We start from the raw sequence: 24,098 nt of genomic DNA, 5'->3' as shown, positions 1-24,098 counted from the left end.
TTCCGGTGCTCGTGGTCACACTAACCCAGCCCGGCGAAGAGGTCACGCTCCCGTCCGGGGCCGTCGCCGCGGTCGCCGCGGACCAGTACGTAGTGCTCCTGGTCCAGCACGGGCTGCGCGACGAGGTTGGACAGGGTGAACTGTGCCCCGCCGGGTGCCACGACCACCTGGGTCGCGTGCGCCGCGAGCGCCGCCCGCTTGGCGTCGAGCACGTCGGCGACGTCGACCACGGTGGTGACCTGGTCGTCGGGCACGCTCGGCAGCTCGTCGGGGCCGGGTCGCCGCCACCCGTCGGGCAGGGCGGTCATGTCCTCGATGCCGCGGCGCAGGGCGCTCGCCTCGGTGACGGTCCAGTAGAGCTTCGCCGGGTCCCACGGCGGGCCGGCGTGCGGGTAGGCGTCGGTCCCCGCGGCCTCGACGGCCGCGGTCACGACGTGATGCACCCGGATGTGGTCGGGGTGGCCGTAGCCGCCCACCGGGTCGTAGGTGACCACCACGTGCGGGCGCAGTTCGCGGATCACCGCGACCAGGGCGGCCACCGCCTCGTCCCGGTCGGCGTTCACCCAGGCCCGGGGGTTCGCAGCCGACGGGGTCCCGGCCATCCCGGAATCGCGCCAGTGCCCGGCACCGCCGAGGAAGCGCGGCGCGGGCACGCCGAGGGCGGCCAGCGCCCGGCCGAGCTCGTGGATGCGGTAACCCCCGAGCTGGTCGGCGCGGTCGGCGGTGAGCTGCGCCCATTCGTCCCCGATGACCTCGCCCTCCTCCCCGAGGGTGCACGTCACGACGGTGACCTCGGCGGCCCGAGCGGCGTAGTGCGCGATGGTCCCGCCCGTGGTGATCGATTCGTCGTCAGGGTGGGCGTGCACCAGCAGCAGGCGCCGCGACGCGGGGTCGGTTCGGTCGGTCACGGGGTGGTCCTCCACCAGTTCTGCGCATCGGACAGGGGCCCGGCGGGGATCGCGCCGGTCAGGGTCACGCCCTCGACGCCGGGTCCCGCGGCGATCACGGTGCGGTCCTGCAGGATCGGCAGGGTGACCGCGAGGTCCCACAGCTTCGGCTGCGCGCCGGCCAGGACGGCGGGCACGTCGCCGGCGCCGCGCAGGGCGCCGGCGAGTTCCGGTTCGAGGGCGGGGTCGCACATCCCGGACACGTTGCTCGGTGCGGCGAGCTGCGCCTCGGCGGCTTCGATCTCGTCGTCGGGAACGGTGTCACCCCCGGGAGCGGTGTCGGCGCCGGGCACGGTGCCGCTGTCCGGGGCGGGCGCAGGATCCGGCTCGACCGGGGGGCTCCCCTGCCCGGGAATCGCCGGTGGACAACCGAATCGGGACATCGCGGCCGTGGCGGGGTCGCCGCCGGCGCGGGTCCAGCCGACCACGGCGTGCACGGTTCCCCGGACGAGTGCCTCGCCGTAGAGCTCGTCGGGCGGCAGCGTGGTCACGGTGGCCGCGACGCCGGCTCCGCGCAGCTGGTCCGCCGCGGTGTGGGCGACGGCGTCGGCCACCGGGGAGTTCTCCGGCACGCCCAGCACGAGCGCCAGGGGCGCGTCTCCGTGGGCGAGCAGCCCGGTCGTCGCCGCTTCCGGTACCGGCGTGCCGGTCGCTTCGACCGTCGCCGGGTCGGCCGGTACGTAACCGGCCGCGGCGAGGAGCGCGAGGGACTCCTCGCGGCCCGGCCGCGGCGGCATGCTCGGCGCATATCCGGGGTCGGACGGGGCGAGCACCTGTGCACGGGCCGCGACCACGGCCGATTCCGTGCCGGCCGCGACCGTGGCCAGCAGGTCCGGGTCGAGAAGTCCGAGGACGGCGCGGCGCACGCGCGGATCCGCGAACTCGGTCGTGCGGCCGTTGAGGGTCAGTTCCAGGACGCGGGGCTGGAGTTGAGTGCCGGTGCGCACGTGCGGGATCGCGCCGAGCTGGGCGAGCAGCGCGGAGCCGCCGCCGTGCATCTGCGCGACCTGGGCGTCGCCGGTGCGCATCGACTCGGCGAGCTGTGCGTCGGTTCCGCCGCGCCGCAACAGGATCCGGTCGGGCCGGGCCGGGGTCCCCCAGAACCGGTCGTTGCGTTCGAGCAGGATCTCGCCCCGCCCGCGGTCGACGGACCTGACATGGAACTGCCCACCGGACACCGGGATCGATTCGGCGAGGCTCGTGGCGAATCCACCCGGCGTGTCCTTGACCAGGTGGGCCGGCAGGAGGTGGGTGAACAGTTCCCGCCACGCCGGGTAGGGCTCGCGCAGGGTGACGGTGACGGTCTTGCCGCCGCCGGAGGATCCGACGTCCTCGATGAGGCGGTAGCCCGCGGGATCGACCACGCCGGGCTCGGTGATCATCTGCTGCCACAGGTACCGGAAGTCCTCGGCGGCGATGGGTGCGCTGTCGGACCACTGCGCTTCGTCGCGGACCTGATAGGTGATGGTGAACGGCGCCTGCGAGGTGACGTCGGCCGAGACGAGGACGGACTCGTCGAGCATCCACACGGTGGCACCGGGCCGCGCGGGATCGGGCACGGGCCGGAACGCGCTCGGCAGCACCATCCCGGCAACCGTGTTGCCGACGGGCGACTGGTCGGCGAGCAGGTGCGGATTGAACCCGGCGCCCACGTCGTCGACCGCCACCACGACGGTGTTCAGCTGGGGAACCGGGGCGGGGGTCCGGGCGGGTTCGGTCTGCTCGATCGGCGGCGGCGGATCGGCGGTGCACGCCGACAACCCCAGCACCGCGGCGACGGCGGTGATCCCGGCGAACCTGCGCATCCGGCCTCCCTTCCCTCCGGGATGCGGCGGTGGTCCCGGCCGCACCGGGACCACCCCTGCCGCACTACTCGTCCAGTGCCGCGACTACTTGTTGCGAGCCTTCTCCCGCGAGCGGGCGCGGGCCCGGTCGGTGGCCGAGAGGTGCACCTTGCGGACCCGGAGGATCTCCGGGGTGACCTCGACGCACTCGTCGGAGGCGCAGAACTCCATGGCCTCCTCGAGGCTCAGGGTGATCGGCTTGGCGAGGGTTTCCATCACGTCGGCCGTGGAGGAGCGCATGTTGGTGAGCTTCTTCTCGCGGGTGACGTTGATGTCGAGGTCTTCGGCGCGCGGGTTGATGCCCACGACGTGGCCCTCGTAGGTGTCGCTGCCCGGCTCCACGAAGAAGGTGCCGCGGTCGCCGAGCTGGATCATCGCGAACGGCGTGACCGAGCCCGAGCGGTCGGAGACCAGCGAGCCGGTATGCCGTGCGCGGATCTCGCCGGCCCACGGGGCGTAGCCGTGGAAGACGGCGTTGGCGATGCCCGTGCCGCGGGTCTCGGTGAGGAAGTCGGTGCGGAACCCGATGAGGCCGCGCGACGGGACGATGAACTCCATGCGCACCCACCCGGCGGCGTGGTTGGACATCTGCACCATCTTGCCCTTGCGGGCCGCGAGCAGCTGGGTGATCGCGCCGAGGTGTTCCTCGGGGCTGTCGATGGTGAGCTCCTCGTACGGCTCGTGCACCTTGCCGTCGACCTGCCGGGTGACCACCTGCGGCTTGCCGACGGTGAGCTCGAAGCCCTCGCGGCGCATCTGCTCGACGAGGATGGCCAGCGCCAGCTCGCCGCGGCCCTGCACCTCCCACGCGTCGGGGCGGCCGATGTCGAGCACGCGCAACGACACGTTGCCGACCAGCTCCGAGTCCAGCCGGGACTTGACCATGCGCGCGGTCAGCTTGTGACCCTGCACGCGGCCGACGAGCGGCGACGTGTTGGTGCCGATGACCACCGAGATGGCCGGCTCGTCGACCGTGATGCGCGGCAGCGCGACCGGGTTGTCCACATCGGCGAGGGTGTCGCCGATCATGATGTCCGGGATGCCGGCGACGGCGACGATGTCGCCGGCGACGGCGACGTCACCGGGCCGGCGCTCGACACCGATGGTTTGGAGCAGCTCGGTGATCTTCACGTTCTTCACGCCGTCGGCGTGCATCCACGCGACGGTCTGGCCCTTGCGCAGTTCGCCGTTGTGGATGCGCAGCAGCGCCAGGCGGCCGAGGAACTCGGAGGCGTCGAGGTTGGTGACGTGCGCCTGCAACGATGCGGCCGGATCGCCCTTGGGGGCGGGGATGTATTTCATGAGCACGTCGAACAGCGCGTCGAGATTCTCGGCGGACGGCGCCTGTCCGTTCTCGGGCTGTTCGGTCGACGCCTTGCCCTCGCGGCCGGAGGCGTACAGGACCGGCAGGTCGAGCAGCTGCTCGGCGGCCTCGGAAGCCTCGTCGTCGAGGTCGGAGGCGAGGTCGAGCAGCAGGTCGTGGGTCTCCTCGACGACCTCGGCGATGCGGGCGTCGGGACGGTCGGTCTTGTTGACCACGAGCAGCACCGGCAACGACGCGGAGAGCGCCTTGCGCAGCACGAAACGGGTCTGCGGCAGCGGGCCCTCGGACGCATCGACGAGCAGGACCACGCCGTCGACCATGGACAGCCCGCGCTCGACCTCGCCACCGAAGTCGGCGTGACCGGGGGTGTCGATCACGTTGATGACGGTGACGGTGCCGTCGGGGTTGTGCCGGTGCACAGCGGTGTTCTTCGCGAGGATCGTGATGCCCTTCTCGCGCTCGAGGTCACCGGAGTCCATGACCCGGTCGACGAGTTCCGCGCGCTCGGCGAAGGCGCCCGATTGGCGCAGCATGGCGTCGACGAGGGTGGTCTTTCCGTGGTCGACGTGCGCGACGATGGCGACGTTGCGGAAACTGGCGGTGCTCACGCGATGGCTCTCCTGGCTGTTGTCCGGCCACACGGCACTGGACCCAGACGGCACCTCGCCCGTACGGCGTTCTTGCGGTGGCCGCGTCGCGAATGCGAGTCACCTGTTCGCGGCCGTGAACGGCCCGCACAGGCACTGCGGCCTCCAATACAGTACAGGCCGGTCCCGGTGCTCCGCGCGCGCCGACGCCGGATTCACCAGCTCGCGACGCAGAGCGTGACGTTCGCCACGTCGCCCCGCGCCGGCCGGCGCACCCTGCATTCGTCGGCGCACCCTGTATTCGGCGGCCCGGCCATCCAGGTAAGGGCATGCTAACCTTTGGTCCGGAACCCCACCGACGAAAGGCCGGCGACCCGGATGGGCAAGGTGAAGGCGAGCAAGGTCGCGCAGCTCGAGCCCAAGAAGAAGTGCTGCCGCAAGAAGACCCGCTGTGTGCGCTGCCCGGTGGTGGTCATGCGGATGAAGAGACTCGAGCACGAGGGACTGGGCAAGAAGGAGCTCGCGAAGCGCCTGAAGAAGGCCCGCGCCGCCTGACCGGCCGCACCGCCGTCAGTCCCGGAGTCGGGCGCGCAGCTCCGGTAGCCACACCCGGTCGTTGGGCACCAGATCGATCCGTTCCAGCTCGTCGGCGTCCACCCAACGCAGAGCCGCGTGCTCGAGCGGCCGCGGTTCCCCCGAGACCAGCTCCACGCGGTAGGCGCGCAGCACCCGGCCCCCGCCCAGCGGCACTCCGGCCCCGACCCGCTGCGCCCCGGCGACCTCCACCCCCAGCTCCTCCCGCAGCTCACGGCGCAGTGCCGCCTCGGCGGACTCCCCCGGCTCCGCCTTGCCGCCGGGCAGCTCCCACAACCCCGCCAGCTCCGGCGGCCCGACCCGCTGCGCCAGCAACAGCCGGCCGTCGCGGAAGATCGCCCCGGCTACCACCTCGTCCGCCCGGCCCGTCGTTGCACTCATGTGCGGCATCGTCCCAGAATGAGACATGGCCGAGTTGCTCTCCGACGCCGACATCGAGGCCGCCCTCGCCGATCTCCCCGCGTGGCGACGGGACGGGAACGCGATCGTGCGCACCGTCGAGTCCCCCTCGTTCCCCGAGGCCGTCGCGCTGGTGGACCGGGTGGCCGAGGCCGCCGAGGCGGCGAACCACCATCCCGACATCGACATCCGCTGGCGGAAGGTGACGTACTCGCTGTCCACCCATTCCGCCGGCGGGATCACCGCGTCGGACGTGGAACTGGCCCGGACGATCGACGCGCTGGTCCACGGCTGACGGACGCGACCGGAGCGGGGTGCCGCACCGCGCTGCGCCGGGCGAGGATCGTCCACACGTACACCGCGAGCACCCCGAGCACGTTGCACGCACCGGCCCAGGCGAGCACCGCGGGCCGCGAGATGTCCCACATCGAGTCCTGCGCCAGTCCCAGCAGCCACGGCACCCCGACGACGGTGAGCACCGCCCAGACTCCGGCCAGGACGCGCGCCCCCCGCCGGTCCGCGAGCGGGCCGTAGACCAGCCACACCAGCATCGGCAGTACCCATACCCAGTGGTGCATCCAGGAGATCGGCGACACCAGCAGCCCGAAGAGTTCGACGACGACGACGGTGCCGAGGCGATCGTCCGGGCCGAGGGCACGCCAGGCCGCGAAGGCCAGCGCCGCCGAGACCGCGACGGCCGCCAGCCACAGCGGCCCGGTGCCGACGTCGTGCCCCACGATGCGGCTCAGCGCGCCGCGCAGCGACTGGTTCCAGACCGACCCCACCGGTCCGATCCGCTCGGCGTCGCCGAACAACGTCGTGAAGTAGGTCCGTGCCTGCTCGCCGAGCGCCAGCCAGCTGACGGCGACGGTGACGACGAAGACCGCCGCGGAGAAGAACGCCGCCGACCACCGCCGTCGCGCCACGAGGTACAGACCGGCGACCGCCGGGGTCAGCTTGATGCCGGCGAGCACCCCGACCAGTCCGCCCGAGAGCCACCAGCGGTTGCTGCGGACCGCGACCATCACCCCGAAGGCCAGGAACACGTTGACCTGCCCGTAGTCGAGGGTCGTGCGGATGGGCTCGGTCCAGATACCGACCGCCGTCCATCCGAGCGCGACCGCCGTCCAGTGGGCGCTGTGGGCCGCGGGACCGAACAGCAGCTCGAGGCAGATGCGCAGGATGCCGAACAGGGCGGCGACGGTCAGCAGCTGCCACAGCACTCCGACCACGGGAAAGGGCAGGTAGTGCAGGGGGAAGAAGACCAGGGCCGCGAACGGCGGGTAGGTGAAGGGCAGGGAGAACTCGGGCGTGTCCCGGGTGTAGGTGAAGTCGTACAGCTCCCCGCGCAACAGCGCCGCGGACCCGTCGACGTACACGTGCAGATCCACGAGATTCATGCCGTTGGGGGTGAGGAAGTTCCACGCCAGGCGCACCCCGACGGACACGGCCAGCAGGGCCGCGCACCACCACAGTCGATGCGGGCGAACCGGATCGGACACTGCGGCGCGGCCTCCCGTCGTCACGTCACCCCGGGGAAGGACCGGGGACTGATGCAGACTATCCGGTCCACGACGGCGGGCCGAACACGATACTCACATCAGTAACAGTTTCATCTACTCTCACAAAAACCACATGCGTCACACGTAGTCTCGAGCGGACACCACTGATCGGAACACGTTATGGCTAGACTCCCGCGAATACAGGCGGCGGCTGTGAGACCGGCCACGGCTTGTACTGATCGGGGGGCCTACATAAAGTGTCTCCCCGAGCCGTCAGCGGCATCGGAGCCCCTCGCTCCGGCGCCGCTTCAACGACAAGGATGGGGAAAAGTGCTTCGAACCCGAGCAACGCGCAGGATGATCACCGCCTGCGCTCTCGCCGCCGCCGCGGCGCTCACCGTGCCCTCGCAGGCGGTCGCGCAACCCGTCGTTCCGGGCCTCCCCGACACGCTTCAGCTGCCGGTCGAGCTCGCGGGCTACCCGCTGCCGGCGGACCTGACGATCGAGTCCCTCATGGGGATGCTGAGCACCCAGGCCGCCGCACCCGAAGAGGTCGAGGCCCTCGCTTCCCTCGCCCCCGCCATCGTCGGCGCGGCAGCCGGGCCGACGGACGTCGCCGACGGCCGGAACCAGCTGCTCGACCAGGCGAAGGAGCTGCTCGCGAACTCGCAGCTGCCCGACTCCGTCAAGGCCCTGCTCCAGCGCGTGATCACCTTCCTCGACGGCAGCGGCGGTGGCGGTCCCGACCTCCCCGACCCGAACGCCGTGCCGATCTCGCAGTTCCTGTACCCGAGCATCGGCAAGGACTGCATCCGCGACGGCGGCGACTCCATCGGCACCGCACTCGCCGTCGCCGGTCCCGCACCGCTCCCGCCGCCGGGCCCGAAGGCCGGCCAGGCCGGGTTCGTGTTCACCGCGCTGGGAACCGCCAAGTTCGCCGCGCAGCAGGCCCAGCCGCTGACGGTGAGCTGGATCAACGTCTCCAACGGCCGCAGCGGCACCGCGACGCTCACCGACGCGGCCCGGATCAACCCCGACGGCCCGACGACGCTCAGCGCGATCGCGGACACCGGCTCCGGCAACGTGGCCGCGGTGATCTCCGGTGGCATCACCACGCAGGCCGAGGGCGCGGCCCCGCGCTCGTGCACCTTCCTGCCGACGATCGGGCTCGTCACGGTCGCCTGATCGATCGTCCGCACCTTGGCCGAGGCCGCCGGGATCGTCCCGGCGGCCTCCGTCGTCCGCACGCTCGTCGTCCGCACGCTTCCCGCGCCGCCCGCTGCGTGGTAGACCGGGACATGGCCGAAACACCCCTCGGGCACACCGTTTCCCGATCCCTGCGCTCCCGCCGCTCCCACCGGTCGATCCTCTCCCTCCGTTCCGAGGGCTCGATCCTGTCCATCGGCTCGGCGTACTCGATCCTGTCCGTCGGCAGCGTCGGGTCGGTGCTGTCGGTCGGTTCGGTGGGGTCGTTCGGTTCGGCCCTGTCGTCGCTGTCGTTCGCCAGCCTCGGCTCGGCGCTGTCGGGACTGTCCCGCTGGTCGCTGCTGTCGTGGCGCGGCGTCCACGACGCCCCCGAGGACCCGCACCCCACGCTCGTCGTCACCGCCGCCGAACCCGACCCCGCCGCGCACTGCCAGAGTTGACCGGGCAGGCGCTGTCCCGTTGAACGGGCCCGTTCTCCCGCGCCGCCGCCACACCTGGTAGATGTCGTACGTCCGGTCGTCGTCGCGGCCCGGCTTCGAGGAGGCGCATGGCGGTCGAGACCCGGATCCCGTCGGTCGGCGAACGTCCGGCACCCCGTGGCCTCGTCGCTGTGCTCTCCCTCTGCGGCATCGTCGTCGCCCTGATGCACACCCTCGTCGTCCCGCTGCTGCCCCAACTGCCGCATCTGCTGGGAACCTCGGTGGAGAGCGCCTCGTGGGCCGTCACCGCCACCCTGCTCGCCTCCGCCGTGATCACCCCGGTCAGCGGCCGGCTCGGCGACATGTTCGGCAAACGCCGGATGCTGCTCGTGTGCCTCGGCACGCTCGTCGTCGGCTCCGCGGTCTGCGCGCTGTCCACCACGCTGTGGCCGATGATCACCGGCCGCGCCCTGCAGGGCGCCGCGAGCGGAGCGATCCCGCTCGGCATCGCGATCCTGCGCGACGAACTGCGCCCGCGCAGACTGCCGGGAGCGATGGCGACCATCAGCGCGACGATGGGAGTCGGCGGAGCCGTCGGCTTCCCCGTCGCCGCGGCCGTCGCGCAGATCGCCCACTGGCACACCCTGTTCTGGTTCTGCGGACTGGTCGGGGTGCTCGCCGCCGCCCTCGTGCTGTGGGTGGTTCCCGAATCCCCCCGGGCGGATCCCGGACGTTTCGACCTGCTCGGTGCGGTCGGGCTCGCGGTGGCACTGACGCTGTTCCTCCTCCCCGTGACCAAGGGCGGCACCTGGGGCTGGACGGCGCCCGCGACGCTCGCGATGTTCGCCGGCGCCGCCGCCACCGCCGTCGCCTGGGGCCGGTACGAACTCCGACGGCCGCGACCGCTGGTCGATCTGCGCGTGTCGGGGCGACGTCCGGTGTTGTTCACCAATCTGGCGTCGGTCGCGGTCGGTTTCGCGCTCTACAGCAACAGCCTCGCCTTCCCGCAGTTGTTGATGGCACCGGTCGTCACGGGCTACGGGTTCGGGTTGTCCATGGTCGCGACGGGCCTGGTGCTCGCACCGAGCGGTCTGGTCATGATGGCGCTGTCGCCGGTGTCGGCGCGGATCACGACGCGGTACGGACCCCGGACGACCCTCGCCGCGGGCGCGGTCGTCGTCTGCCTCGGTTACCTCCTGGCCTACGTCGCCTGCTCGGAGATCTGGCACATCGTGATCGCCGCCATGATCATCGGTGCCGGTATCGGCCTGGCCTACGCCGCGATGCCGGCGCTGATCATGACCGCGGTGCCGCTGTCGGAGACCGCGGCAGCCAACAGTCTCAACGCGCTCATGCGCTCGGTGGGGACCTCCTCGTCCGCGGCGGTCGTGAGCGTCCTGCTCGCAGCGGACACCCTGAACGTCGGCACCGCCACCGTCCCCGCCCTGGACGCCTTCCGCGCCACGTTCCTGGTGGCGGCCCTGGCCGCCGTCGTGGGCCTGGCCCTGACGGTGGCCGTGCCGCGGTCACGACCCGGCGGCCTCACCCGGCGGTGAGGGACCACTGCCCGTAGTCGGTGCTGAACACGTTGTTGACGTCGATGCCGATACCGTCGATCGTGCCGCCGCCCACCTGGTGCAGGTCGGCCGCGGGATGCACGTAGCCCTCGGCCGTGCCCCAGTCGTGCTGCCAGTAGAACGATCCCAGCCCGGCGTCGCGCGCCCAGGAGATGGTCGGCGCGTTGGCGTACACGCCGGTGTTCCCGGCGCCGAGCACGTCGTGCCAGCCCTGCAGGTACGGCGCGATGAGGTCGGCGAACTGCTGCTCGGACGGGTTGTCGTCGATCGAGGCGTAGATCGGCCGGTCCGCCGGGCCCCCGGCCGCCCGGTGCAGCTCGAGGCCGCGCGTCGCGTGCCGGACCCCGGCGTCGTATCCACCGAGCCAGTCCGCGGTGTCGGCCTTGCCGAACTGGTAGCACGAGACGACCTCGAGATCGCCGGCGACGAGCGCGGCGGCCTCCGACTCGGTCAGCGGCTTGGCCAGCATCCATTCGGCACCCGGCCGCCGGTCCGAGACGTACCGGATGGCCCCGATGTGCCCGGCGGCACGGATCGACGACGGCGACGGCACGGCCGCCGAGTAGTCGACGATCGTGCCGAGCACCTCCCGGCCGTGCGCCACCCCGGGGGCGGCGACGGCCGAGATCCAGGCCGCGCACGAGCCGACGGCCGCATATCGCAACAGTTCCCGACGTGAAACGGCCATCGAACCTCGCTTGGACGAGCGTGCACGGAGGACAGGGTGTCGAGCCTCCGGTATTGCATCACACTCCCGGGTCCCGCGGGGGCACATCGGGATTCGCGGCCCGACGACGGGCGGGGCTAGCGGCCGCCGAGCTCGGCGAAGAAGGCCGGAACCAGAGCCACGTCCTCGACGGTGCGCACCGTGGTGTGGACCCCGAGACCGTGCTCCTTGAGCAGATCGCACAGCCCGTCGCCGTCGACGAGTTCGATGGGGGGCGCGCCGAGCCGGTGCGCCTCGGAGCGGGCGTCGTCGCCGAACGTGCCGGTGGTGACGAGCAGGCCCTTCTCACCGCGACCGGCCATCGCGGCGCGGAACTCGCGCACCACGTCCGCGCCCGCCCGCTCGGGGCCGCGCAGGAACCGGAAGAACACCGAGAAGCCGAGCAGCGACACCCGCAGCACGCCGGTGCCCTCCACGTCGACGTCGTTGTCGGAGCCGGTGTCGAGATGGCCACCGTGCGGCGGGACGGAGACGGTGGTGAATCCGGCGGCGCGGAGCACCGCGACGGCGAGCCGCTCGAACCCCTCGTCGGGGAGCTCGGCGACGGCGGCGAGCACGGGTTCGCGCCACAGCTCGGGATCCTCGGGGGCCGCCGTGAGAGGCACCACCTGCGCCCGCGACGACGCGTTGCGCACGAGTCGTTTGCGTCGCTTCTCCGCGGTGTAGGCCACCTGGAGCGGCTTGATCTCCGATTCCTGCACCGCGCGACCGCGGTCCGTGACGCTCCACACCCCGCGCCGGGTGTTGGCCAGCAGACCCATGCCCTTGAGATAGGTACGCGCCCAGCCGATCCGGTACTCGATCTCGGTGACCGGGCCGTCACCGTGCGGTACGGACCGCGCGGCCTCGGACAGACGCTCGCGCGCGACGACGGCCTTCTCGAGTTCCTCGATCGACGCCGAGCCGCCGAGCCCGATCAGCGCCTGCAGGGTGGGCCACAGCAGATCCGTGTACGGCGGTAGCGCCACCTCGCGGCCGGACGGGTCTTCGACGGGGTTACCGATCACGTTCCGGCGCTGCACACCTTCCCCTATCGTTTCGGCCCTGCTCGCCGCGGCTGTCCGGTCCCGCCACGACGCGCATTTCACCCTAGCCGATGACCGCGGAAGCGAGGGCGGCCGCACTCCTCGTGTCCGGGCGAGGCCGGACCGGGACGGCGCCGCTCGCTACCGTGGGACGGATGGGATTCACGCGCGCCGAACTCGAACGCTGCCGTGACGCGGTGGTGCCCGACCTGATCGGGCCGGGCTGCCGGCTGCTGTTCGTGGGCATCAATCCGGGACTGTGGACGGCCGCGACGGGTGCGCACTTCGCCCGGCCCGGGAACCGCTTCTACCCGGCCCTGCTGCGGGCCGGCATCCTGCTCCGGCCCGTCGACCCCACCTCCGGTATGAGCGAGGACGACAAGGCACACCTGCTCGAGCGCGGCGTCGGGATCACCAATCTCGCCCCCCGCGCCACCGCCCGCGCGGACGAACTCACGGCAGACGAGCTGCGGACCGGGGCCGCGCGACTGGCCGGGGTGGTGGCGCAGCACCGGCCGCGGGTGGTGGCCGTCGCCGGCATCACGGCGTACCGGTCGGCGTTCGGGCAGCGCAAGGCGGCCGCGGGGTTGCAGGAGGCGACGATCGGCGGGGTGCCGGTATGGGTGGTGCCGAATCCGAGTGGCCTCAACGCCCACGAGACGGTCGACACCCTCGCCGAGGCGTATGCGGCGCCGGCCCGCGCGGCCGGGATCCTGCCCTGAGCCGGTAGGTCCGGGCCGCTCAGCGGTGCCCCACCTTGGTGAGATAGTCGCGCGCCCGGTAGCCCGGCGGGACACCCTCGACGAGGATGGCCGAACTGTCGGAGTGCTCGGTGCGCAGCGGCAGGATCTCCTGGTAGGCCGGCGACCGGTACCAGGCGCGGGCCTGCTCGATGTCGGGGAACTCGATGATCACGACGTGGCCGGGCCAGGGTCCCTCGTGGACCTCGGGTTCGACGCCGTGGACGAGGAACCTGCCCCCGTACGGCGTGAAGGTGTCGTCGATCTCCTCGATGTAGCGGACGATCTCGGGGCCGAAGTCGACGGAGCGCAGATGGGCGATCGCGTAGGCAGTCATGGGGTCCTCCGGGTCGGTCGGTGGCGGCGGCGTGCCGCACACCGACGAGAGTGCCGGGCCGCGGTGCCCGAATCGATTACCCGGCAGGTAATGGCCGTCGTTCCCTTCCGCGCCTACCGTGACTTCCATGACCACCGTGCACGAGGAACCCGTCGGAGCACTGCTGCGGCACTGGCGTGAGCGTCGCGGCCTGAGCCAGCTCGCCCTCGCCAACCGGGCGCAGGTCTCGGCGCGGCACGTGAGTTTCCTCGAGACGGGCCGGTCCCGGCCGACGCGCGTCATGCTGCTGCGCCTGGCCGATCAGCTCGACATCCCGCTTCGGGAGCGCAACTCGCTGCTGCTCGCGGCGGGTCTGGCGCCCGCGTACCCGGAGCACCGTCTCGGGGACGTGCCGATGGCCGCGGTGGCCGATGCGATCGAGCGGATCCTGCGGTCGCACCGCCCGTATCCCGCGCTGGTGGTGGACCGGCACTGGACGATGGTCGACGCCAACGACGCCGTCATGGGCTTGCTGGGCGGATGCGACCCGCGGCTGCTCGAGCCCCCGGTGAACGTGCTGCGGGTGACGCTGCACCCGGACGGGATGGCGCCGCGCATCGTCAATCACGGCCAGTGGCGGGCGCACCTGCTGACCCGACTGCGACATCAGCTCGCCGCGACGGGCGACCCGGTGCTGCGCCGGCTGCACGCCGAACTGGCCGACTACCCCTGCGACGACGGGCACGACGCCGAGCTCGATCCGACCGGCGCCCACGCCCTGGTGGTGCCGCTGCGGCTGCGCACCGACGACGGCGAGCTGTCCCTGCTGAGCACGACGACGCTGTTCGGCACGCCGTTGGATGTCACCGTCGCGGAACTGGCGATCGAGGCGTTCTACCCGGCCGACGAGGCCACCCGACGGGTGCTGGGAGGCCGATGATCCGGATCGGCGAACCGGTGCCGCACGGGCACTGTCGGGAGTAACGTCCGCCCCGAGACCTGTCCCGTCCCACACCGGAGGCATCGATCATGAGCAGGACGAAGTGGTGGGTACTCGAGGGCCCGGACAGCGGGTTCTCCCTCGAGGAGCGAGCGACGGGAGACCTCGTCCTCGTCAATACGCAGACCTCGGAGGAACACACCCTGCACGGCTACGTGTGGAAGCACGCCCCGCACTTCGGGGTGCAGATCATGGGCGAGGGCCCGCCGCCGTACGGCAAGTGGGTGGAGAACCCCGAGGAGTGAGCACCGCCGGTCACGGGACGCGGCGCAGCGGCCGCCGCTCCCCCGTCGTGGTGTCGATCAGCGCCGCGCCGGACACGACCGTCTCGAGGGGCAGCACGTCGTAGACGACCGCGGCCACCCGCGGCAGGTCCTCCAGCCGGGCTCGGGGGCTGAGGGTCAGATGCGGGGTCCATACGCCCGGCCGGTAGTGCTTGTGCAGGTCCGCGCCGACGGCGGTGACGGTGTCCACCACGCGCTGCTGACGGCGCAGGAGGTCGGCGGTGGGTGCCGGCGAGAGCCAGACCCGTCCGCGCCGGAAGGCCCCCAGCGCGTCGGAGTAGAGGGTCAGCGGTCCACCGTCGGGGAGCGTCGCGAGCGCGGCCGTCACGTCCTCGACGTCGTAGCTGCGCAACACCGCGTACGACAGGTGCGGCACGTGCCGGCCGTGGGTATGGGTGAGCAGCGTCGGCACCCCGAGGTCTTCGAGCCGGGCCCACAGTTGCTGCAGGGCGCGCCGGGCGGCGGCGTCGAAGACCAGGCAGACCGCGAGTGCCATCAGCGCACGGTACCGCGGGCGCCGGCGGGCCGGCGGCCGGTTCGGGCGGTCAGTTCAGGGTGGCGTGCCAGACCAGCGCCGCGGCCAGCGCCCCGGCACCGTTGAGGGACCAGTGCAGGGCGATCGGGGCGATCAGGCTTCCGCTGCGGCGGCGCAGCCAGGTGAAGACGAACCCGGCAGCGGCGGTGGCCAGGACCGCTCCGGCGATGCCCAGCACCTGCCCCCACAGGCCGCCGCCGAGGATGCCGCTCAGGCCGCGATTGCCGTTCGTGAGCCCGAGGGACGAGGCGATGTGCCACAGGCCGAACAGCAGCGACCCGGCGGCGAACACTCCGCGCGCACCGGAGACGCGTTCGAGCGTGCCGTGCAGCACGCCGCGGAACGCGAGTTCCTCGGGGATGACCGTCTGCAGTGGAATCACGATCATCGAGGCGAGGAGCGCGCCGGAGATCGTGGCGTAGCGGTCCGACAGGAAGAACTGCCGCGTGAGCGGCAACGCCACCCCCACGGCGATCACGGCCAGCACGACCCCGACGGCGGCCAGGGCGTAGAGGGAACCCGAGCGCCAGTGGCGCGGCGAGAGCCCGAGTTCGGACCAGCGCATGCCACGACGGCGCATCAGCGCGACGAGCACCAGCGCCGCAGCGGGCACCGTCGCGATGCTGGCCCACACGGTGGTGAAGTGCGCGATCAGGTTGGTGGCGACGAGGACGATCACCACGACGGCGACGTCGAACCAGGCATGGAAGCCGCGGAGCGATCCGCGGTGGGCAGGTGCCGTCGTCGGCAGGGTCTCCGCAGTCATGTGTTCTCGAACCCCCGCTGTCGGGTCTGTCGGAACCGATCGAGTACCCGTTCCTGCACTGTACGAACCATCCGTACCAGTGTACGGATTCCGTGCCGGAGCGACCGTGACCGGCGGCACACCGGCGACCGATTTTGGCAGTGATGCAGGTCACGATGGGTGCGGAGGCGGTCTGCGTCACACGCCCCGGCGTCGGAGCGTCCCGTTGCCGGGACTAACCTTGTCCCGAACATCAGCCCCGCTGTCCAGGACAGTTCAGGAGAAGAAATGGCCGACTTCCTCTACGAGGACCTGCTGCCGATCGGGGAAGACCCCACCGAGTACCGGCTGCTGACCACCGAGGGGGTGTCGACCGTCGAAGGCCCGGGCGGCCGCACCTTCCTGCAGGTCGAGCCCGAGGCGCTGCGCCTGCTCACCGAGACCGCGCTGCACGACATCCAGCACTATCTGCGGGCGGATCACCTGAAGCAGCTCGCGAGCATCCTCGACGACCCGGAGGCGTCGGACAACGACAAGTTCGTCGCCCTGGACCTCCTGAAGAACGCCCACATCGCCGCCGCCGGAGTGCTGCCGATGTGCCAGGACACCGGAACCGCGATCGTCATGGGCAAGCGCGGCCAGCACGTCCTCACCCCCGGCGACGACGAGGAAGCGATCGCCCGCGGCGTGTACGACGCCTACACCCGGCTCAACCTGCGGTACTCGCAGAACGCTCCCCTCACCATGTGGGAGGAGAAGAACACCGGCTCGAACCTGCCGGCGCAGATCGAGCTCTATGCCGACACCGCGGCCGGCCACGAGAACGCCTACAAGTTCCTGTTCATGGCCAAGGGTGGTGGTTCGGCCAACAAGTCGTACCTGTACCAGGAGACGAAGGCGATCCTGAACCCGGACTCGATGATGCAGTTCCTCGAGGCCAAGATCCGCTCGCTCGGCACGGCCGCGTGCCCCCCGTACCACCTCGCCATCGTGGTGGGCGGGACCTCCGCCGAGTTCGCCCTCAAGACCGCGAAGTACGCCTCGGCCCACTACCTCGACGAGCTGCCCACCGAGGGTGCGATCACCGGCCGCGGCTTCCGCGACCTCGAACTCGAGAAGAAGGTCTTCGAGCTGACGCAGAAGATCGGCATCGGTGCGCAGTTCGGCGGCAAGTACTTCTGCCACGACGTGCGCGTGATCCGGCTGCCGCGGCACGGCGCGTCGCTGCCGGTGGCGCTGGCGGTGTCCTGCTCGGCCGACCGGCAGGCGAAGGCCAAGATCACCCCGGAGGGGGTGTTCCTCGAGCAGCTCGAGTTCGATCCGGGCCGCTTCCTGCCCGAGATCACCGACGCGCAGCTCGACGCCGAGACCGAGGGCGTGTCGGGCACCGGCAAGGGCGCCGCGGTGAAGATCGACCTGACGCGGCCGATGCCGGAGATCCTCGCCGAACTGTCCAAGCATCCCGTCAAGACCCGGCTGTCCCTCACGGGCCCGCTCGTCGTCGCCCGCGACATCGCGCACGCGAAGATCAAGGAACGTCTGGACGCGGGCGAGGGCATGCCGCAGTACCTGAAGGACCACCCCGTGTACTACGCCGGCCCGGCCAAGACGCCGGACGGCATGGCCTCCGGTTCGTTCGGTCCCACCACCGCGGGCCGGATGGACTCCTATGTCGAGCAGTTCCAGGCCGCGGGCGGTTCGATGGTCATGCTCGCCAAGGGCAACCGCTCGCAGCAGGTCACCGACGCCTGCAAGAACCACGGCGGTTTCTATCTCGGCTCCATCGGGGGACCCGCCGCGCGCCTCGCCCTGGACTGCATCAAGAAGGTCGAGGTTCTCGAGTACCCGGAACTGGGTATGGAAGCAGTGTGGAAGATCGAGGTCGAGGACTTCCCGGCGTTCATCGTCGTCGACGACAAGGGCAACGACTTCTTCGCCGGCACCGGCGAGGTCACCCTGACGATCGGCAAGCGCCCCGGGCTGTGACAGGCGGCTGCGCCGCCGGTGCGTCCTTTGGGCGGTCCCAGCAGCCCAAAGGACGCACCGGGGCGCGGCGACAGGGGCGGCACCGACCAGGGGCCGAGCCGGTGCCCTACCCGGCGCCGTACGTGCCGGATCCGACGCTGCCCCCGGCGTGGATCGTCGACATCGACGGCACGCTCGCCCACATGAGCGACCGCAGCCCCTACCACTGGCACCGCGTGGGCGAGGACTCGCTCTCCCCCGCCGTGATGGCCGCGGTGACGGCGTTCGCCGCCTCGCCGGAGAAGCCGGCGATCGTGCTCGTCTCCGGGCGCGACGGGGTGTGCCGGCCCGAGACCGAGCAGTGGCTGGCCGAGCATCGGGTGCCCTACACCGAACTGCACATGCGCACGCCCGGCGACAGTCGCAAGGACTCCATCGTCAAGGCCGAGCTGTTCGACCGGTTCGTCCGGCACCGGTACCGGGTCGTCGCCGTCCTCGACGATCGTGACCAGGTGGTGCGGATGTGGCGGCGGATGGGACTGGTGTGTTTCCAGGTGGCCGAGGGCGACTTCTGACGCGGTCCGTCAGGACTTCGGCGGGCCGGCTTCCGGTTCGTCGGTGGGGGGATACCGAAGCAGCGTCTGCTGCAACCGTGCCCACTGGTGGGCCAGCCCCTGCAGGGGCGCCAGCGACTTCTCGACCACCTCCAACTGACGGTCGAACGCCGACAGTTGCGCCTGCAGCGCCTGCACCGACTTCCGCTGCGCGTGCAGCTGCTCGACGAGGGCGTCGAACTCGGTGAAGACGGGCGGGGCCAGCTCCATCACCTCCCGGAGCGACGCGAGCATCCGGTCGGCAGGCCTGGACAGGGGGTCGGGAATCGACCCGAGGGCGTCGCTCCCGATCGACGCGACCTCGTCGGCCACCGCGCGGGTTCTCTCGAGCAACTCCTCCATCGCGGACCCGAGCAGTCCGAATCGACGCGTCTCGCCGTCCTCCGCCATCGTTACCCCTCTCCGCCATCACTACGGTTCGGTCCCGAACCGATCATGCACCCCGGGACGCGACCCGGCAGCCGAACATCGTAGGGGCGCCCTCAGGCAGCGCGGGCGTCGGTGCGCGAGAGGACGGCGGGCGCCTGAGCGACGAGACCCTGCAGGAACCGGACGATGGTGTCGGGCGAGGGATCGGCGGCCGGGGTCAGCATCGCGCACAGCCGCCGGTAGCTGTCGGTGTCGAGTTCGGGCTGCGCCCGGAACTGGGCCGTGAGTGGGACAGTGAACACGACTGTCCGGTCCTGCGAGCGGATTTCGAGCGTCGGCCCACCCACGGACGCGATCAGCCGGACCTCGAACCGGTTCGCGCCCGTGGTGTGCACGAAGCCCACGGCGCGCACGTTGGCGCGGGCCATCTGCCGGTACAGCGGCCGCAACCCGCCGAGGACCATCGACGGCAGCGCGACGGCACGGGAATCGACGGCATACATGAGCGCACTTCCTTTCGTTCCGGGCGCCGCAGCACGACACTCCGGGATGTTATCTGGAATCATTCCAAAATATCTGCCGGAGGGCAACGCCCGTCGTCACCACTGCGCGCCGGCCACCTGCTCGACCGTCGCGTCGAGCCGGTTCCACACGTTGATCAGCGAGATCTGCAGGATCAGCGCCGCCAGTTGCGGCTCGTCGTAGTGGCGGGCGGCCTCGTCCCAGACGTCGTCGGGCACCGGGTCGGGCCGGTCCGCGAGCCGGGTCACCGCCTCCGTCAGCGCCAGGGCCGCCCGCTCGCCATCGGTGAAGTACGGCGCCTCGCGCCACGCCGCCACCGCGAACAGCCGTTTGTCGGTCTCCCCGTCCTTCTTGGCCAGCCGCGGGTGCATGTCCACACAGACGCTGCATCCGTTGATCTGGCTTGCCCGCAGATGCACGAGGTGGGTGGTGCGCGCCGGCAGTCCGCCACCGTCGGCGGCGTTCCCCAGTGCCTGCAACGCCGTCACCGCGTCGGGCAGAACAAGCGCGGGATTCGTCATTCGAGCCTTCATGATCGTCTCCTTGTCACATCCGGGGTCGTGCGTTCGTCACAGCCATGACGGATCCCGACGACAGAATGTGACGACATGAGCGACGGAAACTTCTCGGCCCACCCCGGCGGCGCCTTCCCCGCCGAACAGTTCGAGGCACATCGGGACCGTCTGCGGGCAGTGGCCTTCCGCATGCTCGGCTCGGCGAGCGAGGCCGACGACGCCGTGCAGGAGGCCTGGCTGCGTCTGCACCGCTCCGGCACCGACGAGGTCGCCAACCTGGGAGGCTGGCTGACGACGGTGGTGAGCCGGGTGTGCCTGGACATGCTGCGCTCGCGGGGCTCGCGCCGGGAGGTCCCCCTCGATGCCCGATCGTCCCGAACCTCGGTCGACGGACCCGCGCGACGTTCCGGAAAGCGCTGCACTGCTGGCCGATTCGGTCGGGGTGGCATTGCTCGTCGTGCTCGACACCCTCGCCCCGGCCGAACGCCTTGCGTTCGTGCTGCACGACCTGTTCGCCGTCCCCTTCGACGAGATCGCCCCGATCGTGGAACGCTCCCCCGCCGCCACCCGCCAGCTCGCGAGCCGAGCGCGGCGGCGCATCCAGGGCGCGACCGCTCCACGGGCCGACCTGATGCGCCGCCGTCGCCTCGTCGATGCGTTCCTCGCCGCGTCGCGGGAGGGGCGGTTCGACGACCTGCTGGCCCTGCTCGATCCGGGTGTGATCCTCCGCGCGGACGACATCGCCGTGGCGACGGCCCGTGCCGGCGCGGCTCACGGCGCACCGGCGCTCGCGCGCGAGCTTCACGGCCCCCACAGCGTCGCAGAGGTTTTCGACGGCCGCGCCCAGGCCGCCCGGGCAGTGCTCGTCGACGGAATGCCCGGCGCCGCATGGGCGCCGGGCGGCCGTCCGCGCACGGTGTTCGCCTTCACGATCGAGGACGACGCGATCGTCGAGATCGAGGTGGTGTCGGATCCCGAGCAGCTCGCGGCGCTCGAGGTGACGTTCCCGGACGCCGGCTGACACGCGGGTGCGCACCTCTCGTCGTGGCACGCCGGAAGACGGTGCAGGAGGTGCGCACCCGCCAGGACTCAGACCGGGGAGCCGGACACCGCGCGGGAGTGATCGATGTCGTCCGGGATCGTCTGCTCCGCGGCGAGCACCTCGGGGTCCTCGACAGGAGCGCCCGGGCCGAAGTGCGAGAACTTCTCGATGTGCTGATCGAGTGCGAGCGGGTTCGGGGTGCCGTAGGTGAAGTAGGTTTCCCACGGCAGCTTGGCCCCACCGACCGCGAGGCCGGTGTCGATGTCGGCCATCTGCCACGTCTTCGTCTCGGCGTCCGGATCGAGATGCAGGTAACCGGCCTCGCCGAACAGCTCGACGCGGTTGCCGCCGGGCTCGAACACGTAGAGGAACTGCCCCTGCGTGATGCCGTGCTTGTCGGGACCTGCCTCGATCTGAATGTCGTAGTCCCGGAACATCTCGACCGCGTCTGCGAGGTGCTGGCCGGTGCCGTAGTAGAACGCGAGGTGGTGGAGCTTGCCGTGTCCGCCGGTCATGTCACGCATGCAGGCGACCTCGTGACCGAGCAGGTTCGAACTCATCCAGGCGCCGATCTCCACGCCGCCGTCCACCACGCGTTCGGTCGTGCGGAATCCGAGGTGCCGCTCGAACGAGTCCTTCACCGCGGTCACGTCGGAGGACATGAGGTTCAGGTGATCGATCCGCTTGACCGGAATACCCTGGAGCGGCTTCTTCGACGGACGCGACAGGATCTTGCTCTGCAGCTCCTGCGGGGCGACGTACTTCTCGACCTCCCACAGCAACTGCAGGTTGTGGCCGTCCGGGGACTGGAATTCGAAGGTCTTTCCGTAGCCGAACTGATCCTCGCTCCATTTGCCCTCCACGTTGCCCTGCTTCAGGGACGCGACGCGGCGTTCGAGAGCTTCCGACGAGCTGGCGCGCAGCGCAGCATGGCCCATGCCGGGCTCCTGAGCCTCGGTGACCTTCAGGCTCCACTGGTAGGGATCCTCGTACCCGCGCAGGTAGACGGACTGTCCTTCCCGGTGCGTGACGTACATGCCGAGGAACTTCGTGAAGAAGTCGAGGGTTTCCTGAGGCCTCGGGGTGAACAGCTCCGCGCGGGCGAGGTGCGCGATGTCGAAACGGGCGGTCGTGTCCGTCATGATCTCTCCTGATCTGCGCTGGCCGGCGAGGATACCGGCTGTGCTCTTCGTCACGAGCGTGCGCGCACCTCGAGTCCGCTGTGCACGTCGTTCGGAATAGCCGAATCGCCACTCGGGGCATCGGTCCCGCGTTCGAGACCTCCGGACGAGGGGCCGACAAGGGGACCTTCCGCCCTAGCGTGGTCCGCATCACCCCCGAGTTGAGGGAAGGCCCCACAGATGAGTCGTTTGAAAGCCGCGATCGTCGGTTCCGGGAACATCGGCACGGATCTGATGTACAAGCTGCTGCGGTCCGAGCATGTCGAGCCGGTGTACATGGTGGGCATCGACCCGTCCAGCGAGGGACTCGAACGGGCCCGGCAGGCGGGCCTGGAGGCGTCCGCCGAGGGCGTGGACTGGCTGCTGAGCCGCCCCGAACTCCCTGACGTCGTGTTCGAGGCCACCTCGGCAAAGGTGCACGCCGCAACGGCGCCCCGCTACGCGGAGGCGGGAATCAAGGCGATCGACCTGACGCCCGCGTCGGTGGGCCCGTACGTCGTGCCGGCCGTCAACCTCACCGAGCACCTGGACGCGCCGAACGTGAACATGGTCAGCTGCGCCGGGCAGGCCACCATCCCGATCCTGTATGCGATCAACGAGGTCGCCGACGCCTCGTACGGCGAGATCGTGGCGGCCATCGCGTCGAAGAGCGCGGGCCCCGGCACCCGTCAGAACCTCAGCGAATTCAGCGAGAAGACCGGCCGGGCACTCGCGCAGGTCGCCGGCGCGGACCGCGCCAAGGCCATCTCGGTGATCAACCCGGCCGAACCGCCGATGAACATGCGCGACACCGTCTACGCCAAGGTCCGCAACCCCGACCCGGACGCGATCGAACGCGCCGTGATCGACATGGTTGCCAGGGTGCAGCAGTACGTCCCCGGTTACACCCTGCGGCTCGTCGACGTCGACGGCGACCTCGTCACCGTCATGCTCGAGGTCGTCGGCGCCGGCGACTTCCTGCCCACCTACGCCGGAAACCTCGACATCATCACCGCCGCCGCCGTACAGGTCGCCGACGTCCTGGCGCAGCGCAACCTCGTCCAGGGAGCAGCCCAGTGAGCACCACCGACGCCGCCACCCACACCGGGCGCCGCAAGGTCACCCTCGTCGACACCACCCTGCGCGACGGCATGTCGTCGGTCTCGCACCGATTCACCCCCGAGAACGTCGCCGACATCGCCCGCGGCCTCGACCGGGCCGGCATCCCCACCATCGAGGTGGCCCACGGCATCGGCCTCGGCGCCTCCTCGATCCAGTACGGCTTCGCCGCCGCCACCGACCCCGAGTACGTACGCGCCGCCGTCGACGCCGTCGACAATGCGGACATCGCAGTGCTGTACGTCCCGGGCATCGCCACCCTCGCCGAACTGAAGTCCGCGATCGACGCCGGCATCAAGACCGTGCGCGTCGCGGTGCACTGCACCGAGGCCGACTGCGCCCAGCAGCCCGTCGAGTGGGCCAAGGAGCAGGGCCTGAACGTGATGACGTTCCTGATGATGAGCCACAAACTCGACCCGGAGCCGCTCGCCGAGCAGGCCGCCAAGCTCGACTCCTACGGCGCCGATGTCGTCTACGTGGTCGACTCCGCCGGCGCGATGGTGCCCCGGCACGCCGGTGAGCGCGTCGCGGCCCTGCGACAGGAGATCTCCGCCGACATCGGTTTCCACGCCCACAACAATCTCGGAGTGGGCATCGCCAACGCGCTCACCGCCGCCGAGAACGGCGCGACGTTCATCGACGGGTCTCTGCGCGGGCTCGGCGCCAGCGCCGGCAACGCCCAGACCGAGGTGCTCGCCGCCGCGTTCGAGCGGGCCGGCTGGGATACCGCCGTCGACCTGTTCCCGCTGATCGACACCGCCGAGCACGTCGTCGCGCCGCTGATGACCGACCCGCAGATCATCGACGAGACCGCGCTGATCCTGGGCTACGCCGGGGTGTACTCGACCTTCTTCCACCCCACCAAGCGGGCCGCGAAGAAGTTCGGCATCTCCACCCGCGAGATCCTGCTCGAACTCGGGCGCCGCGGCGTCATCGGCGGCCAGGAGGACATGATCGTCGACGTCGCCTCCGAACTGGCCGGCCGCACCTACGAGCTCCCGGCCCGCGCCGGAGTCTGACA

26 protein-coding genes and 1 pseudogene are annotated in these 24,098 nt (G+C 71.0%); 13 read left to right on the top strand and 14 right to left on the bottom strand.

Annotated features, from left to right (window positions below; genetic code table 11):
* Positions 1 to 20 precede the first annotated feature (20 nt).
* From mshB to typA, 3 genes are all read right to left on the bottom strand, one after another.
* Positions 21 to 908: an N-acetyl-1-D-myo-inositol-2-amino-2-deoxy-alpha-D-glucopyranoside deacetylase gene (mshB, locus tag F1734_RS08900; protein WP_010592478.1), complete on the bottom strand. Its 888-nt coding sequence runs from the start codon at positions 906 to 908 to the stop codon at positions 21 to 23.
* Complete coding sequence (locus F1734_RS08895; protein WP_203011532.1) at positions 905 to 2,752, bottom strand: ABC transporter family substrate-binding protein; 1,848 nt, start codon at positions 2,750 to 2,752, stop codon at positions 905 to 907. Before F1734_RS08895 ends, mshB begins: the two co-directional genes overlap by 4 nt.
* Positions 2,753 to 2,836: 84 nt before the next feature.
* Positions 2,837 to 4,723, bottom strand: coding sequence for a translational GTPase TypA (gene typA, locus F1734_RS08890; RefSeq protein ID WP_010592480.1), 1,887 nt, complete (start codon positions 4,721 to 4,723; stop codon positions 2,837 to 2,839).
* A 357-nt stretch (positions 4,724 to 5,080) separates the two neighbouring features.
* Between typA and F1734_RS08885 the strand changes: the two genes are divergently transcribed.
* Entirely contained in the window at positions 5,081 to 5,257 is a 177-nt protein-coding gene (locus F1734_RS08885) for a hypothetical protein (protein WP_003936054.1), read from the top strand.
* A gap of 15 nt (positions 5,258 to 5,272) precedes the next feature.
* On the opposite strand, the gene F1734_RS08880 is transcribed toward F1734_RS08885, so the two are convergent.
* Complete coding sequence (locus F1734_RS08880) at positions 5,273 to 5,677, bottom strand: (deoxy)nucleoside triphosphate pyrophosphohydrolase (protein WP_017680216.1); 405 nt, start codon at positions 5,675 to 5,677, stop codon at positions 5,273 to 5,275.
* Between the two features lie 25 nt (positions 5,678 to 5,702).
* Between F1734_RS08880 and F1734_RS08875 the strand changes: the two genes are divergently transcribed.
* Positions 5,703 to 5,990, top strand: coding sequence for a 4a-hydroxytetrahydrobiopterin dehydratase (locus F1734_RS08875; protein ID WP_203011531.1), 288 nt, complete (start codon positions 5,703 to 5,705; stop codon positions 5,988 to 5,990).
* Here F1734_RS08875 and F1734_RS08870 read toward each other — a convergent pair.
* Entirely contained in the window at positions 5,935 to 7,197 is a 1,263-nt protein-coding gene (locus F1734_RS08870) for a mannosyltransferase (RefSeq protein WP_203011530.1), read from the bottom strand. The two genes, F1734_RS08875 and F1734_RS08870, sit on opposite strands and share 56 nt — an antisense overlap.
* A 330-nt stretch (positions 7,198 to 7,527) precedes the next feature.
* On the opposite strand from F1734_RS08870, the gene F1734_RS08865 reads away from it, so the two are divergent.
* From F1734_RS08865 to F1734_RS08855, 3 genes are all read left to right on the top strand, one after another.
* The gene (locus F1734_RS08865; RefSeq protein WP_026137630.1) at positions 7,528 to 8,382 is read left to right on the top strand and encodes an Rv1157c family protein; all 855 of its coding nucleotides are present in this window, start codon (positions 7,528 to 7,530) and stop codon (positions 8,380 to 8,382) included.
* Between the two features lie 113 nt (positions 8,383 to 8,495).
* The gene (locus F1734_RS08860) at positions 8,496 to 8,843 is read left to right on the top strand and encodes a hypothetical protein (protein ID WP_010592485.1); all 348 of its coding nucleotides are present in this window, start codon (positions 8,496 to 8,498) and stop codon (positions 8,841 to 8,843) included.
* A gap of 107 nt (positions 8,844 to 8,950) precedes the next feature.
* Positions 8,951 to 10,378, top strand: coding sequence for an MFS transporter (locus F1734_RS08855; protein ID WP_102030848.1), 1,428 nt, complete (start codon positions 8,951 to 8,953; stop codon positions 10,376 to 10,378).
* Here the strand turns inward: F1734_RS08855 and F1734_RS08850 are convergent.
* Positions 10,365 to 11,087, bottom strand: coding sequence for a DUF1906 domain-containing protein (locus tag F1734_RS08850; RefSeq protein WP_017680220.1), 723 nt, complete (start codon positions 11,085 to 11,087; stop codon positions 10,365 to 10,367). The genes F1734_RS08855 and F1734_RS08850 overlap by 14 nt on opposite strands.
* Before the next feature lie 116 nt (positions 11,088 to 11,203).
* The gene (locus F1734_RS08845) at positions 11,204 to 12,148 is read right to left on the bottom strand and encodes a restriction endonuclease (protein WP_010592490.1); all 945 of its coding nucleotides are present in this window, start codon (positions 12,146 to 12,148) and stop codon (positions 11,204 to 11,206) included.
* 158 nt (positions 12,149 to 12,306) lie between these two features.
* Here F1734_RS08845 and F1734_RS08840 point away from each other — a divergent pair, with 158 nt between their 5' ends.
* Complete coding sequence (locus tag F1734_RS08840) at positions 12,307 to 12,873, top strand: mismatch-specific DNA-glycosylase (protein ID WP_102030849.1); 567 nt, start codon at positions 12,307 to 12,309, stop codon at positions 12,871 to 12,873.
* A gap of 19 nt (positions 12,874 to 12,892) precedes the next feature.
* Here F1734_RS08840 and F1734_RS08835 read toward each other — a convergent pair whose 3' ends face one another.
* Positions 12,893 to 13,228 (bottom strand): DUF1330 domain-containing protein, encoded by a 336-nt coding sequence (locus F1734_RS08835; RefSeq protein ID WP_119699557.1) that lies wholly within the window; start codon positions 13,226 to 13,228, stop codon positions 12,893 to 12,895.
* Positions 13,229 to 13,355: 127 nt separating this feature from the next.
* On the opposite strand from F1734_RS08835, the gene F1734_RS08830 reads away from it, so the two are divergent.
* Together F1734_RS08830 and F1734_RS08825 are read left to right on the top strand one after the other, a co-directional pair.
* Positions 13,356 to 14,147: a helix-turn-helix domain-containing protein gene (locus F1734_RS08830; protein ID WP_010592493.1), complete on the top strand. Its 792-nt coding sequence runs from the start codon at positions 13,356 to 13,358 to the stop codon at positions 14,145 to 14,147.
* A gap of 89 nt (positions 14,148 to 14,236) precedes the next feature.
* Positions 14,237 to 14,452 (top strand): hypothetical protein, encoded by a 216-nt coding sequence (locus tag F1734_RS08825; RefSeq protein WP_010592494.1) that lies wholly within the window; start codon positions 14,237 to 14,239, stop codon positions 14,450 to 14,452.
* Positions 14,453 to 14,462: 10 nt separating this feature from the next.
* On the opposite strand, the gene F1734_RS08820 is transcribed toward F1734_RS08825, so the two are convergent.
* Together F1734_RS08820 and F1734_RS08815 are read right to left on the bottom strand one after the other, a co-directional pair.
* On the bottom strand, positions 14,463 to 14,987 hold the full coding sequence (locus F1734_RS08820) for a 2'-5' RNA ligase family protein (RefSeq protein ID WP_010592495.1): 525 nt from the start codon (positions 14,985 to 14,987) through the stop codon (positions 14,463 to 14,465).
* Between the two features lie 49 nt (positions 14,988 to 15,036).
* Positions 15,037 to 15,792 (bottom strand): CPBP family intramembrane glutamic endopeptidase, encoded by a 756-nt coding sequence (locus tag F1734_RS08815; protein ID WP_010592496.1) that lies wholly within the window; start codon positions 15,790 to 15,792, stop codon positions 15,037 to 15,039.
* 267 nt (positions 15,793 to 16,059) lie between these two features.
* On the opposite strand from F1734_RS08815, the gene F1734_RS08810 reads away from it, so the two are divergent.
* Entirely contained in the window at positions 16,060 to 17,757 is a 1,698-nt protein-coding gene (locus F1734_RS08810) for a fumarate hydratase (protein ID WP_010592497.1), read from the top strand.
* A gap of 101 nt (positions 17,758 to 17,858) precedes the next feature.
* Positions 17,859 to 18,311, top strand: a complete 453-nt coding sequence (locus tag F1734_RS08805; protein WP_010592498.1) for a phosphatase domain-containing protein — start codon at positions 17,859 to 17,861, stop codon at positions 18,309 to 18,311.
* A 9-nt stretch (positions 18,312 to 18,320) separates the two neighbouring features.
* Here F1734_RS08805 and F1734_RS08800 read toward each other — a convergent pair whose 3' ends face one another.
* From F1734_RS08800 to F1734_RS08790, 3 genes are all read right to left on the bottom strand, one after another.
* Positions 18,321 to 18,740 (bottom strand): hypothetical protein, encoded by a 420-nt coding sequence (locus F1734_RS08800; RefSeq protein ID WP_102030850.1) that lies wholly within the window; start codon positions 18,738 to 18,740, stop codon positions 18,321 to 18,323.
* Positions 18,741 to 18,832: 92 nt separating this feature from the next.
* Positions 18,833 to 19,222, bottom strand: a complete 390-nt coding sequence (locus F1734_RS08795) for a hypothetical protein (protein ID WP_010592500.1) — start codon at positions 19,220 to 19,222, stop codon at positions 18,833 to 18,835.
* Between the two features lie 96 nt (positions 19,223 to 19,318).
* Complete coding sequence (locus F1734_RS08790) at positions 19,319 to 19,774, bottom strand: carboxymuconolactone decarboxylase family protein (RefSeq protein ID WP_026137632.1); 456 nt, start codon at positions 19,772 to 19,774, stop codon at positions 19,319 to 19,321.
* Positions 19,775 to 19,849: 75 nt separating this feature from the next.
* On the opposite strand from F1734_RS08790, the pseudogene F1734_RS08785 reads away from it, so the two are divergent.
* Positions 19,850 to 20,777, top strand: a pseudogene (locus tag F1734_RS08785) (sigma-70 family RNA polymerase sigma factor).
* Positions 20,778 to 20,845: 68 nt separating this feature from the next.
* On the opposite strand, the gene F1734_RS08780 reads toward F1734_RS08785, so the two are convergent.
* Entirely contained in the window at positions 20,846 to 21,940 is a 1,095-nt protein-coding gene (locus F1734_RS08780) for a VOC family protein (RefSeq protein ID WP_010592503.1), read from the bottom strand.
* Between the two features lie 219 nt (positions 21,941 to 22,159).
* Between F1734_RS08780 and F1734_RS08775 the strand changes: the two genes are divergently transcribed.
* Together F1734_RS08775 and dmpG are read left to right on the top strand one after the other, a co-directional pair.
* The gene (locus tag F1734_RS08775) at positions 22,160 to 23,038 is read left to right on the top strand and encodes an acetaldehyde dehydrogenase (acetylating) (protein WP_010592504.1); all 879 of its coding nucleotides are present in this window, start codon (positions 22,160 to 22,162) and stop codon (positions 23,036 to 23,038) included.
* Positions 23,035 to 24,096 (top strand): 4-hydroxy-2-oxovalerate aldolase, encoded by a 1,062-nt coding sequence (gene dmpG / locus F1734_RS08770; RefSeq protein WP_010592505.1) that lies wholly within the window; start codon positions 23,035 to 23,037, stop codon positions 24,094 to 24,096. Before F1734_RS08775 ends, dmpG begins: the two co-directional genes overlap by 4 nt.
* Positions 24,097 to 24,098: the final 2 nt, after the last annotated feature.

This window comes from Rhodococcus ruber (genome assembly GCF_016804345.1).
GTDB classification, from domain to species: Bacteria; Actinomycetota; Actinomycetes; order Mycobacteriales; family Mycobacteriaceae; genus Rhodococcus; species Rhodococcus ruber.
This window is presented reverse-complemented; position numbering and strand designations above follow the sequence as displayed.

Excerpts from the sequence above, each read along its gene's own strand:
- F1734_RS08860 (WP_010592485.1), top strand. The coding sequence starts at position 8,496 with ATGGCCGAAACACCCCTCGGGCACACCGTTTCCCGATCCCTGCGCTCC.
- F1734_RS08895 (WP_203011532.1), bottom strand. The coding sequence starts at position 2,752 with ATGCGCAGGTTCGCCGGGATCACCGCCGTCGCCGCGGTGCTGGGGTTG.
- F1734_RS08875 (WP_203011531.1), top strand. The coding sequence starts at position 5,703 with ATGGCCGAGTTGCTCTCCGACGCCGACATCGAGGCCGCCCTCGCCGAT.
- F1734_RS08885 (WP_003936054.1), top strand. The coding sequence starts at position 5,081 with ATGGGCAAGGTGAAGGCGAGCAAGGTCGCGCAGCTCGAGCCCAAGAAG.
- F1734_RS08830 (WP_010592493.1), top strand. The coding sequence starts at position 13,356 with ATGACCACCGTGCACGAGGAACCCGTCGGAGCACTGCTGCGGCACTGG.
- F1734_RS08795 (WP_010592500.1), bottom strand. The coding sequence starts at position 19,222 with ATGTATGCCGTCGATTCCCGTGCCGTCGCGCTGCCGTCGATGGTCCTC.
- F1734_RS08790 (WP_026137632.1), bottom strand. The coding sequence starts at position 19,774 with ATGAAGGCTCGAATGACGAATCCCGCGCTTGTTCTGCCCGACGCGGTG.
- F1734_RS08800 (WP_102030850.1), bottom strand. The coding sequence starts at position 18,740 with ATGGCGGAGGACGGCGAGACGCGTCGATTCGGACTGCTCGGGTCCGCG.
- F1734_RS08820 (WP_010592495.1), bottom strand. The coding sequence starts at position 14,987 with ATGGCACTCGCGGTCTGCCTGGTCTTCGACGCCGCCGCCCGGCGCGCC.
- F1734_RS08780 (WP_010592503.1), bottom strand. The coding sequence starts at position 21,940 with ATGACGGACACGACCGCCCGTTTCGACATCGCGCACCTCGCCCGCGCG.
- F1734_RS08815 (WP_010592496.1), bottom strand. The coding sequence starts at position 15,792 with ATGACTGCGGAGACCCTGCCGACGACGGCACCTGCCCACCGCGGATCG.
- F1734_RS08825 (WP_010592494.1), top strand. The coding sequence starts at position 14,237 with ATGAGCAGGACGAAGTGGTGGGTACTCGAGGGCCCGGACAGCGGGTTC.
- F1734_RS08840 (WP_102030849.1), top strand. The coding sequence starts at position 12,307 with ATGGGATTCACGCGCGCCGAACTCGAACGCTGCCGTGACGCGGTGGTG.
- F1734_RS08850 (WP_017680220.1), bottom strand. The coding sequence starts at position 11,087 with ATGGCCGTTTCACGTCGGGAACTGTTGCGATATGCGGCCGTCGGCTCG.
- F1734_RS08855 (WP_102030848.1), top strand. The coding sequence starts at position 8,951 with ATGGCGGTCGAGACCCGGATCCCGTCGGTCGGCGAACGTCCGGCACCC.
- F1734_RS08835 (WP_119699557.1), bottom strand. The coding sequence starts at position 13,228 with ATGACTGCCTACGCGATCGCCCATCTGCGCTCCGTCGACTTCGGCCCC.
- F1734_RS08775 (WP_010592504.1), top strand. The coding sequence starts at position 22,160 with ATGAGTCGTTTGAAAGCCGCGATCGTCGGTTCCGGGAACATCGGCACG.
- F1734_RS08810 (WP_010592497.1), top strand. The coding sequence starts at position 16,060 with ATGGCCGACTTCCTCTACGAGGACCTGCTGCCGATCGGGGAAGACCCC.
- F1734_RS08880 (WP_017680216.1), bottom strand. The coding sequence starts at position 5,677 with ATGAGTGCAACGACGGGCCGGGCGGACGAGGTGGTAGCCGGGGCGATC.